This is a genomic window from Pseudomonas sp. 18058 (assembly GCF_902706155.1).
Classification (GTDB): Bacteria; Pseudomonadota; Gammaproteobacteria; order Pseudomonadales; family Pseudomonadaceae; genus Aquipseudomonas; species Aquipseudomonas rustica.
Window position 1 is genome coordinate 160803 of record NZ_CACSJY010000002.1, and the last position, 14651, is coordinate 175453.

The 14651-nt window shown below is 57.4% G+C and carries 13 protein-coding genes; 8 read left to right on the forward strand and 5 right to left on the reverse strand.

Features of this window, described 5'->3' with window-relative positions; genetic code table 11:
- Positions 1–107 precede the first annotated feature (107 nt).
- Positions 108–1499 carry an FAD/NAD(P)-binding protein gene (locus GVL50_RS01910; protein WP_159811551.1) on the reverse strand — a complete coding sequence of 464 codons (1392 nt, stop codon included), beginning with the start codon at positions 1497–1499 and terminating at the stop codon, positions 108–110.
- Complete coding sequence (gene cysC, locus GVL50_RS01915) at positions 1496–2086, reverse strand: adenylyl-sulfate kinase (RefSeq protein WP_159811552.1); 591 nt, start codon at positions 2084–2086, stop codon at positions 1496–1498. Before cysC ends, GVL50_RS01910 begins: the two co-directional genes overlap by 4 nt.
- A 310-nt stretch (positions 2087–2396) precedes the next feature.
- Between cysC and GVL50_RS01920 the strand changes: the two genes are divergently transcribed.
- The 4 genes from GVL50_RS01920 (at position 2397) to fabF (ending at position 7143) form a co-directional block, all read left to right on the forward strand.
- Positions 2397–4391, forward strand: coding sequence for a nucleoside-diphosphate sugar epimerase/dehydratase (locus GVL50_RS01920; protein WP_159811553.1), 1995 nt, complete (start codon positions 2397–2399; stop codon positions 4389–4391).
- Positions 4392–4503: 112 nt separating this feature from the next.
- On the forward strand, positions 4504–4839 hold the full coding sequence (locus GVL50_RS01925) for a helix-hairpin-helix domain-containing protein (protein ID WP_159811554.1): 336 nt from the start codon (positions 4504–4506) through the stop codon (positions 4837–4839).
- A gap of 201 nt (positions 4840–5040) precedes the next feature.
- Positions 5041–5835 (forward strand): SDR family oxidoreductase, encoded by a 795-nt coding sequence (locus tag GVL50_RS01930; RefSeq protein ID WP_159811555.1) that lies wholly within the window; start codon positions 5041–5043, stop codon positions 5833–5835.
- Between the two features lie 33 nt (positions 5836–5868).
- A complete protein-coding gene (gene fabF, locus GVL50_RS01935; protein ID WP_159811556.1) occupies positions 5869–7143 on the forward strand; it encodes a beta-ketoacyl-ACP synthase II in 1275 nt (424 codons plus the stop codon).
- Here fabF and GVL50_RS01940 read toward each other — a convergent pair.
- The 3 genes from GVL50_RS01940 to eat form a co-directional block, all read right to left on the reverse strand.
- On the reverse strand, positions 7140–7697 hold the full coding sequence (locus GVL50_RS01940) for a TetR/AcrR family transcriptional regulator (RefSeq protein WP_159811557.1): 558 nt from the start codon (positions 7695–7697) through the stop codon (positions 7140–7142). The genes fabF and GVL50_RS01940 overlap by 4 nt on opposite strands.
- 140 nt (positions 7698–7837) lie before the next feature.
- The gene (locus tag GVL50_RS01945) at positions 7838–8005 is read right to left on the reverse strand and encodes a DUF2897 family protein (RefSeq protein WP_080896048.1); all 168 of its coding nucleotides are present in this window, start codon (positions 8003–8005) and stop codon (positions 7838–7840) included.
- A 222-nt stretch (positions 8006–8227) separates the two neighbouring features.
- The gene (eat, locus tag GVL50_RS01950) at positions 8228–9592 is read right to left on the reverse strand and encodes an ethanolamine permease (RefSeq protein WP_053122419.1); all 1365 of its coding nucleotides are present in this window, start codon (positions 9590–9592) and stop codon (positions 8228–8230) included.
- A 416-nt stretch (positions 9593–10008) separates the two neighbouring features.
- On the opposite strand from eat, the gene kdpF reads away from it, so the two are divergent.
- The 4 genes from kdpF to kdpC all read left to right on the forward strand — a co-directional run bounded on the left by kdpF (position 10009) and on the right by kdpC (position 14643).
- Complete coding sequence (gene kdpF, locus GVL50_RS01955; RefSeq protein WP_007899818.1) at positions 10009–10098, forward strand: K(+)-transporting ATPase subunit F; 90 nt, start codon at positions 10009–10011, stop codon at positions 10096–10098.
- An 8-nt stretch (positions 10099–10106) separates the two neighbouring features.
- Entirely contained in the window at positions 10107–11801 is a 1695-nt protein-coding gene (kdpA, locus tag GVL50_RS01960) for a potassium-transporting ATPase subunit KdpA (protein ID WP_159811558.1), read from the forward strand.
- A gap of 10 nt (positions 11802–11811) precedes the next feature.
- Complete coding sequence (gene kdpB, locus GVL50_RS01965; RefSeq protein ID WP_159811559.1) at positions 11812–13869, forward strand: potassium-transporting ATPase subunit KdpB; 2058 nt, start codon at positions 11812–11814, stop codon at positions 13867–13869.
- Between the two features lie 228 nt (positions 13870–14097).
- Complete coding sequence (gene kdpC / locus GVL50_RS01970; RefSeq protein ID WP_159811560.1) at positions 14098–14643, forward strand: potassium-transporting ATPase subunit KdpC; 546 nt, start codon at positions 14098–14100, stop codon at positions 14641–14643.
- The last annotated feature ends 8 nt before the right edge of the window (positions 14644–14651 follow it).

A 14651-nucleotide genomic window follows, 5' to 3' on the forward strand; every position in this document is an offset into this window, starting at 1 on the left:
ACGATGTTGCGCAGGGGCAGAAGTTTTGGCCATGTTTCACGCCCGATGAATGATGTTTTTTATTCATATTGATCGGGGTGTGAGCGGGTTATTCACTCTTTAGCCTATCAGATTGAGGTGGGGCTGCTTTGAGAGAACAGTTTAACCACCTTTTTTGCAACGGCTGATGCGTGAATGCGTAACTCGGGAACCGCAGTCGCTTCCCAGAGTTTCGCCTTGAGCATCGGTCCTACATAACTTAGCCAGGTTGACGCTTTTCCTGATGGATCAATCACCGCCATGTCGCGATTGACGTTGATTCCCAGTCCGTGTAAGTCAGTACTGACCAGTTCTTCAACCACAAGATTCCTGATCAGCGCTTCATTTATAAGAGACGGGTTTGAGTTCGGGCCGGTGCAGTTAATGATGTATGTGACGCTCAGTTCTGTCAGGTGTTCGTCACCACGCAGTCTGACTGATACCCTGGCACCGTGTTCGTTCTCTTCGGCGGAGTGCACGCGTCCTGCAAGAGTCTTTATTTTTTTTGCTTTGAGGCTCTCGTCAAATACCGCATAGGTCGTCGGCGCCACGCGGTGACGGTGAACATCCCAGTAGGGTTGAAGATGGCGTAAAAATCGACGTCGTTCCTTGTCGGGAAGCTTCAACCAAAGTGTCGTTGTTACCGGGCGAATCGCTGCGATGACATCCCGCCAATTCATTTCCGGATTGTTGCTTATGTAATTCCTGATGATGCGGAAATAGCACAGAATGTCCGGCGTTTTTTGCGTCAGTTCCTGAACAAGCGCAGGGTGCGAGTGTGTAGCGCCTCTGCTGACTCTGTGTGGAATCGGAAGTAGGCCACGCCGGGAAAGCATGATGATGTCGCCTGAATGATTCGATTTTTTCAAACTCGAGATCACATCAAGCGCTGTTAATCCACCACCGACCAACAGGACTGACGCGTCGCTGTCCCGCAGCTTCGATATATCTTTCGACCAAGGATCCTTAATGTACCGGGGCGAATCCTGTAGTGGTTGTAACGCGGAAGGAGAGAGGGGAGGGAAATGCCCGAGCGCGAGTATGACTTGATCTGCGAAGATCTCTTCTCGGTTATCCAGCTCTATCTTCGCGCCTTGTTCAAAGGCAGAAACACGTTTGGCGTTGCCGGTGATCTGCTTGAAATCGACGCGTCCCCTCGCGTCTGCTTCTGCCTGGGTCAGCAATGACTCCAGATACTCGCCGTACATTTTCCTGGGGGTAAAGCAATTTGAAGTGATGTCCTCGTTCTGTGATTTGCAGTAATCCAGATAGGAGTCTGGCTCAGTGACAATTGCTGACATATTACCGGCAGGTACATTCAAAAGATGTATGGCACTGTTAGTGCCATAGGCAAGTCCTCTGGCCAATTGTCCTGAACGATTGAGGATGATGAGTGCTGAGCCCTCAGGTGCGGTCCGTAAAAATTCAATCGCTGCCACGGTCCCGCTAAAGCCGGCTCCGATAATAACGAGAGAACTCATATGTACACTTCTTTCAAATACTTGAGGATTTGCGCTACGCATGTATTCACATCGTCATCGAGCGTGTTGATGTGAATTTCGGGATTTTTCGGGGCTTCGTAGGCAGAGTCAATGCCAGTAAAATTCTTGATGAGCCCTTGCTCCGCTTTCTTGTAGAGGCCCTTAGGGTCCCTTCTTTTACACTCGGACAGTGGAGCGTCTACGAATACTTCTATGAACGACTCACTGCCGATCACTTCACGCGCCAGCTGCCTGTCTCGATTGAACGGGGAAATAAATGCGGTGATGACTATCAGGCCGGCATCGATGAAAAGCCTTGAAACCTCGGAAACTCTCCTGATGTTTTCCACGCGGCTGTCGTCGCTGAAACCCAGATCCTTGCACAACCCCATTCGCAGATTATCCCCGTCAAGCAGATACGTGTGGTGGCCTGCTTCACATAGGGCCAGTTCCAGTGCATTTGCCACTGAGGATTTCCCGGCGCCACTCAGTCCGGTCAGCCATATGACGACAGGGCGCTGATTCTTTAATGAACTCCGACGCGTCGCGTCCACAGACTGTGTATGAGCAGTAAGATTTTTGGACATTTTAGCTCGTGAATTCGATTGGATTGTCAATTGAAATGCGACCGGGCAGTCATAAATGTCAGCGAGACACGCCAGCAGACGCTCGAAGTTTTGCATGAGGCGTCAATTTTACGACCATTTCCTTGTGCCGCTTAGGTTAGGATTGTAGCGAGGCTTTTCATAAAATGCTCGCTCGGCGGTTAAAGCAAAAACTGTACCGCTCAGTGTGATTATCTGGATAGTGCTTTATTCGTTTCTGCTTGTTCCAGCGAGGTGGGTACAATGAAGGTCGCTGTGGTCAAGGAGTGGGCGTCGCGCTCAGAGAGGTGTAATGGATAAGGTACGGACTCTATTGCTGGGGCTGCCGCGCAGGCAGAAAAGGCTGATTCAGGTTGCGACAGACGTCGTGCTCGTCTGGCTTGCGCTGTGGCTAGCCTTCATCGTGCGTCTGGGTATCGACGACATGTACAATCCTTTCAAAGTCCATTTTTGGCTTTTTGCCTGTGCTCCTGTCGTCGCGGTGCCACTTTTCATCCGTTTCGGTATGTATCGAGCGGTCATGCGTTATTTCGGTAACGATGCGCTCATCGCCATTATCAAGGCCGTCAGTCTGTCCTCGCTGATTCTCGCTTTGGTGGTTTATTGGTACAGCAATCATCAAGCTGTCATTCCTCGCTCGATCATCTTCAATTACTGGTGGCTCAGCCTCGTCATTATCGGCGGCTTGCGCCTGTGCATGCGCCAATACTTCATGGGTGACTGGTTCAATACCGCCCAGCACGTACCGTTTACCACTCGGGATGACGGGCTTATCAAAGTTGCGATTTACGGTGCGGGCGTTGCCGGCAATCAGCTTGTTGCGGCGCTGCGAATGGGGCGCGTCATGCGCCCGGTCGCGTTTATCGATGACGATGCCGGAATTGCTGATCGTTCAATTTCCGGGCTTCAGGTTTACAAGCCCAAGCATATTCAACAAATGATCGATGAGACGGGCGCGCAGGAAATACTGCTGGCTCTGCCATCTTCAACGCGAGCACGTCGCAGGGAGATTCTCAACCTGCTCGAGAGTTTTCCGCTCCACGTGCGTAGCGTTCCGAATTTCACGGATTTGGCCAGTGGCAGGGTAAAGGTCGAAGACATTCAGGAGGTCGATATTGCCGACCTGCTAGGTCGTGATGCGGTTCCTGCGCAAGCTGACTTGCTGGAGCGTTGTATCAAGGGAAAGACCGTCATGGTTACCGGAGCGGGCGGTTCGATAGGTTCGGAACTCTGTCGGCAAATATTTACACTGAATCCGACAGCGCTGATTCTGTTTGAACACGGCGAGTTCAATCTCTACAGCATACTTTCGGAGCTAGAGCGGCGTGGGTGTCGGGAGTCAGGTTCTGTCAGGTTACTACCCATTCTCGGGTCTATTCGTGATCAGAATAAATTGCTTGATGTAATGACCACCTGGCGGGTCGATACGGTATATCACGCGGCCGCTTACAAGCATGTTCCAATGGTTGAGCATAACGTTGCCGAAGGCGTCTTGAACAATGTCATAGGTACCCTCAACACCGCGCAGGCAGCCTTGCAGTCAGGGGTTTCCAATTTTGTGTTGATCTCGACTGACAAGGCCGTACGGCCAACGAACGTGATGGGCAGTACCAAGCGCCTGGCGGAACTCACACTTCAGGCCCTCAGCCGCGAAGTTGCTCCTGTGTTCTTCGGCGACAAGGCCAACGTTTCGCGAGTGAATAAAACTCGCTACACAATGGTGCGCTTCGGCAATGTGCTGGGTTCCTCCGGATCGGTGATACCGCTGTTCCACAGTCAGATCAAGGCCGGTGGACCATTGACCGTTACCCACCCGAAAATCACCCGCTATTTCATGACTATTCCGGAGGCCGCACAACTGGTTATCCAGGCCGGTTCGATGGGGCAGGGAGGTGATGTCTTTGTGTTGGACATGGGCGAACCGGTGAAAATTGTCGAGCTGGCAGAAAAGATGATCCACCTGTCTGGCTTGAGTATTCGTTCCGACCGTAATCCCCAGGGTGATATCTCCATTGAGTTCACTGGGTTACGCCCGGGCGAAAAGCTCTATGAGGAGCTGTTAATCGGCGATAACGTTGCCGCAACCCCCCACCCGATGATCATGACCGCCAATGAAGATCACCTGCCTTGGGACGTATTGAAAACGCGATTGTGTGAACTGCTTCTGGCCGTTGAAAAAGATGATTACTCCAGAGTTCGTCAGCTCCTGCGAGAAACCGTCAGCGGCTATGCCCCCGACGGCGAAATTGTTGACTGGATCTACCAGCAACGCCGCCTCGAGCCCTGATTGTTTCACATCCAGTAACGTACACACTTTTGACAGGTGCCCACCATGACCTAGGGTTGAGAAGCAGCTTGGGAAGAGCTGCTTCTCAATTCGATGTCATGGAGCTTCAACTATGCGTACCGGTTACTTCTATTCTCTGATTTTTGCTCTGTTTACCAGCGTCTCGATCGCCGCCGTAGCGGCGCCATCGACGAGCGCAGAGACTTCAAAGGCGCCTCTCGTCATCGAGACGGCAGCGATCCCAGTGCATCCAAAACTTGATCTTAATGACGCGGATGCGGCGACCTTGCAGAAGGAACTGACGGGTGTCGGGGCAGCCAAGGCTCAAGCGATTGTTGCCTATCGTGAAACAAATGGTCCTTTCGCATCGGTGGATGAATTGCTGGAAGTGAAAGGCATCGGCAAGGCGATCCTCGATCGCAACCGTGACAAGCTGGAAGTGAACTAAGCTGATTGTTCAACGCCATGGGGCCGGTCATTGACCGGCCTTTCTGTTTTCTGGGGTGAGGATTCAGCGTGAGGATATCGGAGGCGTTCGTCGGACAGCTAAAAATTACGGCTATCATATTGCGTTAAAATTATGCCTATAATAATTTCACGATCAATGATCGAAACCCATTTTCCCTTTGTGAATTTCAGGAGCACCGTCATGAATGCTGTTAAGCCCCAAGGTACTGCTCTGGTCACCGGCGCATCGTCCGGCATCGGTGCCATCTACGCAGAAAGGTTGGCCGCGCGTGGTTTTGATCTGCTGTTGGTGGCTCGCGACAAAGAGCGTCTGGAAAATACCGCCACTCAATTACGTGACGCCCACGGCATTCAGGTTGAAGTGCTCAAAGCGGATCTGACACAAAAGGATGATGTGCTCAAACTCGAGCAACGTCTGCGCAGCGACTCAAGCATCAGCCTGTTGGTGAACAATGCCGGGGTTGCCGCTGATGGTCTGTTGGCCAATGCCGATATGGATAAGCTCGAGCGTCTGATTCAGCTTAACGTCACCACGGTGACTCGTTTGGCTTCGGCTGCGGCAGCGAGTTTTGCCAAAGCCGGACGCGGCACGATTATTAATATCGCCTCAGTAGTGGCGCTGTTCCCCGAGCGTTTCAACGCCACGTACAGTGCGAGCAAGGCTTATGTGTTGAGCCTGACTCAATCGTTGCATGCCGAACTCGACGGCACTGGCGTCAAGATTCAAGCCGTGCTGCCTGGCGTGACCCGTACCGAAATCTGGGAACGTTCCGGAATCGATGCCAGCGGTATTCCTGCAGAAATGGTCATGGACGCGGGCGAGATGGTCGATGCTGCACTGGCCGGTCTGGATCAGGGCGAATTGATCACCATTCCTTCCCTGCCTGATGCTGGCGAATGGCAAGCCTTCGTTGCGGCCCGGCATGTCATGGCGCCGAACCTGTCCCGCAGTGCTGCGGCCAGTCGTTATAAGTAAGTCCCTTGCAAGTTGGTCAGAGGAAAGCGCGGTATGAATCAGCGTCGAATTGTAGTTACCGGGATGGGTCTGGTTTCGCCTTTGGGCAGTGATGTCGAAGTCGTTTGGCAGCGGTTACTGGGCGCGCGATCTGGTTTGCGCACTCTACCGGAAGCGGTGAGCGCCGATTTGCCCACCCGCGTCGGCGGCATAGTGCCAACGCTGGCGGAGGACGCCGAAGGCGGTTTCGATCCCGATCGCGCCACGCCGCCGAAAGAACAGAAGAAGATGGATCGCTTCATTCTGTTCGCCATGGAGGCGGCGCGGCAGGCGTTGGAGCAGGCAGGATGGCATCCGACCGACGCTGCGGGTCAGGAGCGTACGGCGACGATCATCGGCTCCGGCGTAGGTGGTTTCGGTGCGATCGCCGATGCAGTGCGCACCACGGACAGTCGTGGCCCACGACGTTTGTCACCGTTCACCATTCCGTCATTTCTGGTGAATCTGGCCGCTGGTCATGTGTCGATCCAGCATGGTTTGAAAGGCCCGTTGGGTGCACCGGTAACGGCATGTGCCGCTGGCGTTCAGGCAATCGGCGATGCGGCGCGCATGATTCGTGCGGGCGAAGCGGACATTGCCGTGTGCGGCGGGGCGGAGGCGGCGATTGATCGGGTCAGCCTCGCTGGTTTTGCGGCAGCTCGAGCCCTGTCCAGCGGCTACAACGACACGCCGGAACGTGCCTCGCGTCCATTCGACAGTGGTCGTGACGGTTTTGTGATGGGCGAGGGCGCGGGGCTGCTGGTCATTGAGTCACTGGAGCATGCGCTTGCGCGCGGGGCAAAACCGCTGGCCGAATTGGTCGGTTACGGTACCAGCGCTGACGCTTATCACCTGACTGCCGGGCCTGAGGATGGCAGCGGTGCGCGACGGGCGATGGAGCTGGCACTGGCTCAGGCCGGCATTAAAGCCTCTGATGTGCAGCATCTCAACGCCCACGCCACTTCAACGCCGGTTGGGGATCTGGGCGAGTTGGCGGCGATCAAAAGTGTGTTCGGTACAGAAAACAAAATCGCCGTGACTTCGACCAAATCGTCGACCGGACATTTGCTCGGCGCTGCGGGTGGGCTGGAGGCGATCTTCACGCTGTTGGCGATTCGTGATCAGGTGGTGCCGCCGACGCTAAATTTCGATAACCCGGATCCGGCGAGCGAAGGCGTGGACATCGTGCACGGCAAGGCGCGTTCGATGCCAATCGAATATGCGCTGTCCAACGGCTTCGGCTTCGGTGGGGTCAATGCCAGCGTGTTGTTCAAGCGCTGGAAAGACTAGTCCTGCTGATTTTTCAGATGCGCGCGCGTAACGCCGAGAATGCGCTGGGCCAGCTCAGGATCTTCGACGCTACGCGCAAGTACCAATGCTCCCAACAGAGTGGCCATGATCACGATGCTGCGATCAGCGGCACTCTCGCCACCGAGGGTGTTCTGCACTTGCTCGAGTCGCGCATTAAGCACAGCGTCGGTGGTCGGGCTTGGCTGTCCGCGCAAACCGAGCTCCGAAGACATGGTCGGTAACGGGCAACCTTCATGGGGCGAGGTGAAGTGCCATTCGGACAGGTAACTGTCGATGAAGGCTTCCAAAGGTTGCTCTTCAGAAAACAACATGGCGCAGTGCGCATCGAGTTGTGCGCCGGCTTCTTGCAGGGCCTTCTCCACCAATTCGTCCTTGGATTTGAAGTGCGAGTAGAAGCCACCGTGGGTCAACCCCAGTGCCTTCATCAAGGGTTGCAAGCCTGTGGCGCCGATTCCGTCCTTGCGAAATCGTGCCGAGGCTTCCTTGATGATGCGCTGATGGGTCTGGGCTTTATGGTCCTGCGAGTAACGCATCTGAAACTCTCTCCGCAACAATGCCCCCATCTTAACCACACAAAATTAAATGGTGACTGTACTTCTACTTCTAAAAAGCATGCAGATAAGTCCAAAGCGTCCAAAAAAACACAAACCCCGCCGATTGGGCGGGGTCTGGTTCAGCGGTCTTGCGCTTCTTTGGCGTCCGCTTCGGCGTTGCGTGCAGCCACGCGTTTGCGTTCTTCATCGGTCAGTTCGACCTTGTTGGCGGTGTCTCGCAACATCATCAAACCGCCAACGATCGAGCCGATTGCAACGACCAGAATCAACCAGGCATACCAGGGCATAACGGCTCTCCTTAATGGCAGATCGATCGACGAGGATTTCGCCGTGCGACGCTGCTTACCACTTTTGAGCGAAGCGACTTCGCAGTGGTTCCATTCTAGGCCTGATATCCCCGCAGCACCTTAATTCCCTGTAGGAGCTGCGGCACGCTGCGATCTTTTGACTTTGCTTTTTCAAAATACAAGATCAACAGATCGCAGCCTTCGGCAGCTCCTACAGGGGACTTATTGGCCCGTGAGCATGGCGTCGGCCGGCGCATTGGCGCGTAATTGCCCGGTGAGCAGGAAGTAGCCGAAGCCCACGGCCATGAAGCCGAGGAAAATCAGCCCGATCAACGCGTTGAACCACGCCATCGCCACCAGGCACACCACCGCCAAAACCAGCGCGATCATCGGGATCAGCGGATAGCACGGCGCGCGGAAAGTGCGTTCCAGGTTCGGCTCCGATTTGCGCAGTTTGAACAGGCTGAGCATGCTCATGATGTACATGACGATCGCGCCGAATACCGCCATGGTGATCATCGCGGCGGTGAGGGTCATGCCGCCGAGATTGATCAGGCCGTCGCTGTAGATCGCCGCGATGCCAATGATGCCGCCGACAATGATCGCGCGGTGCGGCGTCTGGAAGCGCGAGAGTTTTGCCAGCGAAGCGGGCAGGTAGCCGGCGCGGGCGAGGGCGAAGAACTGCCGCGAGTAGCCGAGGATGATCCCGTGGAAACTCGCCACCAGTCCGAACAAGCCAATCCAGACCAGCATGTGCAGCCAGCCCGAATTGTCGCCGACCACGGTTTTCATGGCTTGCGGCAGTGGATCGTTGATGTTGGCCAAGGTGCGCCAGTCACCGACGCCGCCGGCAAAGAACATCACGCCCATCGCCAATAAAACCAGAGTGAGAATGCCGCTGATATAGGCCTTGGGAATCGTGCGTTTCGGATCCTTGGCTTCTTCGGCGGCCATCGCCGCGCCTTCGATGGCGAGGAAAAACCAGATCGCAAACGGAATCGCCGCGAACATGCCGGCAATCGCTGGCGCACCGAATACATCGGAACCGGCCCAGCCATTTAGAGCGAAGTTGCTGAAGCTGAAGGCCGGCGCGACCACGCCCATGAACACCAGCAACTCGGCGACGGCCAGCACGCAGACGATCAATTCAAACGTCGCCGCCAGTTTCACCCCGAGAATGTTCAAGCCCATAAAGACGATGTACGCGCCGACCGCTGCGTGTTTCGGATCAAGTGCCGGAAACTGCACATTCAAATAAGCGCCGATGGCCAGCGCAATCGCCGGTGGCGCGAAGACGAATTCGATCAGCGTCGCCAACCCTGCGATCAGCCCACCTTTCTCTCCGAAGGCGCGACGGCTGTAGGCAAACGGCCCGCCAGCATGGGGAATTGCGGTGGTCAGTTCGGTGAAGCTGAAGATAAAGCAGGTGTACATGGTCGCGACCATGAACGAAGTCACCAGAAAGCCCAGCGTGCCGGCGACGCCCCAGCCGTAACTCCAGCCGAAATATTCGCCGGAAATCACCAGGCCGACGGCGATGCCCCACAGGTGCAATGTGCCCAGCGTGGGTTTGAGTTGTGTGTTCATGCGCTTGCTCCCTGAACGGTTTGGAAAGCTCGGGGGAGGGCGCGTGCAGTGGGCGTGCCATTGCGGTGAAACAAGTCGTAATAAGTTGAATGGGGTCGTATCGGGGATGTTCGCAGCTGGATGGCCCGTATTTATGCGCCAGTTGGGTGCAGTGGTGCCTGTTATGCCGTCTTCGCGAGCAAGCTCGCTCCCACAGGTTTCAGCGGTGTCTAGACGCGCGCATTTCAAAATGTGGGAGCGAGCTTGCTCGCGAAGAGGCCTGGCCTGACGACGCAAATGCCTGCTGTAACGCCCGCATAAACCCACTCTTTACGCTTTCTTTATGCCCAGCCAACCCCCTCGGTCTCGTTCCTTTACAGCCTCCTTTCCGACAATCACCCCACACGCGGCAATACGCCGTAACACGGAGATCTTCCATGAGCGTTCTGGACGGGGTGTCACTGCTACTGGCAGTGGGGCTGTTCATTTATTTGTTGGTTGCGCTGTTGCGCGCGGATCGGAACTAGGAGCGGCTATGCACAGTTATGACTATTGGCTGATCCTCGCGTTTTTTGCGTTGGTCTTGCTGCCGGCGCCGTTCCTCGGGCGCTTCTACTACAAAGTGATGGAAGGTCAGCGCACCTGGCTGACGCCGATTCTTGGCCCGGTCGAGCGCGGTTGCTACCGCATCTCCGGTGTCGATCCCGAGGCTGAACAGAGCTGGCAGAAGTACACCCTGGCGCTGCTGGCGTTCAACCTCGCCGGTTTCCTGCTGCTGTTCGCGATTCTGTTGTTCCAGGATCACTTGCCGCTGAATCCGCAGAACCTGCCGGGCCAGGAATGGACGCAGGCGTTCAACACCGCGATCAGTTTCATGACCAACACCAACTGGCAGTCCTACAGCGGCGAAGCGACCCTCAGCTACCTGAGCCAGATGGTCGGCCTGACCGTGCAGAACTTCGTCAGCGCCGCCACCGGCCTCGCCGTACTGGTCGCGCTGTGCCGTGGCATCGGCCGTAAATCGACGAAAACCCTCGGCAACTTCTGGGTCGACATGACTCGCGCCACTCTTTATGGCCTGCTGCCGCTGTGCCTGCTGCTGGCGCTGTATCTGGTCTGGCAAGGCGTGCCGCAAACCTTCGCGCAGTATGTGCATGCGGTGACGATGCAGGGCGTTGATCAAGTGATCCCGCTCGGCCCTGCGGCCAGCCAGATTGCGATCAAGCAACTGGGCACCAACGGTGGCGGCTTCTTCGGCGTCAACTCGGCGCACCCGTTCGAGAACCCGACCGCGTGGAGCAACCTGTTCGAAGTCACCTCGATCATTCTGATCCCGGTGGCGCTGGTGTTCACCTTCGGCCATTACGTCAAAGACCTGCGTCAGAGCCGCGCGATCATCGCCTGCATGCTGGCGCTGTTCCTGATCGGCGGCGCGACCTCGTTGTGGGCCGAGTACCAACCGAACCCGACCCTGAACAACGCTGCCGTCGAACAGACCGCGCCGCTGGAAGGCAAGGAAGCACGTTTCGGCACCACCGCCACCGTGCTCTGGTCGGTGACCACCACGGCCGCGTCGAACGGTTCGGTCAACGGCATGCACGACAGCCTCAACCCGCTCAGCGGCATGGTGGCGCTGGTCAATATGATGGTCGGCGAAGTGATCTTCGGCGGCGTCGGTGCCGGGCTTTACGGCATGTTGCTCAACGTGCTGATCGCGGTGTTCCTCGCCGGTTTGATGATTGGGCGCACCCCGGAATACCTCGGCAAAAAACTCCAGGCGCGTGAAGTGCAATTGCTGGTGGTGACCTTGCTGGTGATGCCGGTCGGCGTGCTGGTGCTCGGTGCGATTGCCGCAGCGGTGCCCAGTGCTGCGGCGACCATCAGCAACCCCGGCCCGCACGGTTTCAGCCAGTTGCTCTACGCCTACACCTCGGCGAGTGCCAACAACGGCTCGGCGTTCGGTGGCCTGAGCGCGAACACGCCGTTCCACAACTTGATGTTGGGTCTGGGCATGTTGATCGGGCGCTTCGGTTACATCCTCCCGGTTCTGGCCTTGGCCGGCAGTCTGGCGATGAAGAAAACCGCACCGATCGGCCAGAACAGCTTCCCGACCCACGGCCCGCTGTTCGTGACCCTGTTGACCGTGACCATTTTGCTGGTGGGCGGCCTGACCTTCTTGCCGACACTGGCGCTCGGCCCAATCGCCGAACACCTGAGCATGGGCTTCTGAGGACTGAATGATGAATATGCCCGCAATCAAACCCGCCGCCGTCAAGGCGCCGGAACAAGCGAAAACCGCGATCTCGGCCCTGTGGCGCCCGGCGCTGGTGCAAGCTTTCGTCAAACTCGACCCTCGGCAGCTGAAGCGTTCGCCGGTGATGCTGGTGGTCGAACTGACGGCGATTTTCACCACCGTGCTGTGCTTCCTCCCGGATGCCGACGTGCCGACCTTTGTCGCCGCACAAATCGCCCTGTGGCTGTGGTTCACCGTGCTGTTCGCCAACTTCGCCGAGGCCTTGGCCGAAGGTCGCGGCAAGGCCCGCGCCGACAGTCTCAAGGCTGGCAGCGAAGGCCTCAGCGCTCGACGCAAACAAGCCAATGGCAGCTTTCAAGTGGTGCCTGCGGCAAGTCTGCGCAAGGGCGATGTGGTGCGCGTCGAAGCCGGGGAAATGATCCCCGGTGACGGCGAAGTCATCGAAGGCATCGCGGCGGTCAACGAAGCAGCGATCACCGGTGAATCCGCGCCAGTGATTCGCGAGTCCGGCGGCGACCGTTCGGCTGTCACCGGCAACACCCGACTGGTTTCCGACTGGTTGCTGGTGAAGATCACCGTCAACCCGGGCGAGTCGACCCTGGATCGCATGATCGCCCTGGTCGAAGGCGCCAAACGCCAGAAAACCCCGAACGAAGTGGCGCTGGATATTCTGCTGATCGGCCTGACGTTGATCTTCTTGCTGGTCGTGGTGACGCTGCAACCGTTCGCCCATTTCGCTAACGGCAGCTTGCCGCTGGTGTTTCTGGTGGCGCTGCTGGTCACACTGATTCCGACCACCATTGGTGGTCTGCTGTCGGCGATTGGTATTGCCGGGATGGATCGTCTGGTGCGCCTCAACGTCATCGCCAAGTCTGGCCGTGCGGTAGAAGCGGCGGGCGACGTGCACGTGCTGCTGCTCGACAAGACCGGCACCATCACTTTCGGTAACCGTCGCTGCAGCGCGGTGTATGCCGCGCCGGGTGTGAATGGTCGTGAGTTGGCCGAGGGCGCGCTGTTTGCTTCGCTGGCCGACGACACCGCTGAAGGCAAGTCGATCGTCGAGTACCTGCGCGGTCTGCATCCGCAAGCAGAACCGGCGCTGGAAACCCTGACTGGCGTGCCGTTCAGCGCCGAGACGCGTTTATCCGGCGTCGACTATCAGGGACGTGTGTATCGCAAAGGCGCAGTGGATTCGCTGCTGAGTTTCCTCGGTCAGAAACGCGCGGATCTGGCCCCGGCGCTGGCGCGGGAAATCGACAAGATCGCCCAGAGCGGTGGCACGCCGTTGCTGGTTTGCGCGGACGGTAAATTGCTCGGCGCGATCCACCTCAAGGACGTGGTCAAACCGGGGATTCGTGAGCGTTTTGCCGAACTGCGCAAACTCGGGATTCGCACGGTGATGGTCACCGGTGATAACCCGCTGACCGCTGCGGCGATTGCTGCTGAAGCAGGTGTGGATGATGTGCTCGCCGAAGCCACGCCAGAGAAAAAACTCGCGCGTATTCGTCACGAGCAAAACGACGGTCGTCTGGTTGCGATGTGCGGTGACGGCGCCAACGATGCTCCGGCGCTGGCCCAGGCTGACGTTGGTATGGCGATGAACGACGGCACACAAGCGGCGCGTGAAGCGGCGAACATGGTCGATCTCGACAGCGACCCGACCAAGCTGCTCGACGTGGTGCAGATCGGTAAGGAATTGCTAGTGACCCGTGGCGCGCTGACGACCTTTTCCATTGCCAACGACGTGGCCAAATACTTCGCCATTCTTCCAGCGCTGTTTGCCTCGATTTATCCGCAACTGGGGGTGCTGAACATCATGCAGTTGACCAGCCCGCAGAGCGCGATTCTCTCGGCCATCGTCTTCAACGCGCTGATTATTGTTGTGCTGATTCCGCTGGCATTGCGCGGTGTGCGCGTGCAGGCAGCGAGTGCAGCGGCGTTGTTGCGGCGCAATCTGTTGATCTATGGATTGGGCGGGATTCTGGTGCCGTTTGTGGGGATCAAGGCGATCGACATGCTGCTCACGGCGTTGCATTTGGTTTGAGGCTGGAAGAGCCCCTCACCCTAGCCCTCTCCCGGAGGGAGAGGGGACTGACCGAGTGGTTTATCAGAGGTACGTCGACCTGAGCTATCGAGTCGAACTCAGGTTTTGAAAAGCATAGAGATCGGCTCCCTTTCCCCTCGCCCCCTTGGGGGAGAGGGCTGGGGTGAGGGGGAAACGATCCCCCTGACACCCCACAAAAGTTTGCCCAACGAATTCGAGGATTTTGAAATGTCCACAATGATACGTCCCGCCCTCAGCCTGCTGGTGCTGATGACCCTGGTCACCGGCGTCGCCTACCCACTGGTGGTCACCGGCATCGCCCAGGTCGCTTTCCCCGAGCAAGCCAACGGCAGCCTCGTCCACGATGCCACCGGCAAAGTCCGCGGCTCATCCCTGATCGCTCAGGATTTCGTCGGCGACGCCTGGTTCCATCCACGTCCTTCCGCCGGCGCCTTCGCCACGGTTTCCAGCAGCGCCAGCAACCTCGCGCCGAGCAACCCGGCACTTGCCACGCGGGTGATCGACGACGCCAACAAATTGCAGGTGCCAGGCCAGGGCCCGGTGCCGTTGGCGCTGTTGACCACCTCCGGCAGCGGCCTCGATCCGCACTTGCCTCCGGCGGCAATTGCCTATCAACTGGCGCGAGTCGCGGCAGCGCGAAATCTGCCGGTCGCTACCGTGCAGCAACTGCTCGATGCGCACATCGAACAGCCGCTGGTGGGGCCGCCGGTGGTCAATGTGCTGGAGCTGAACATGGCACTGGAAAAACTGTAGAGATGATC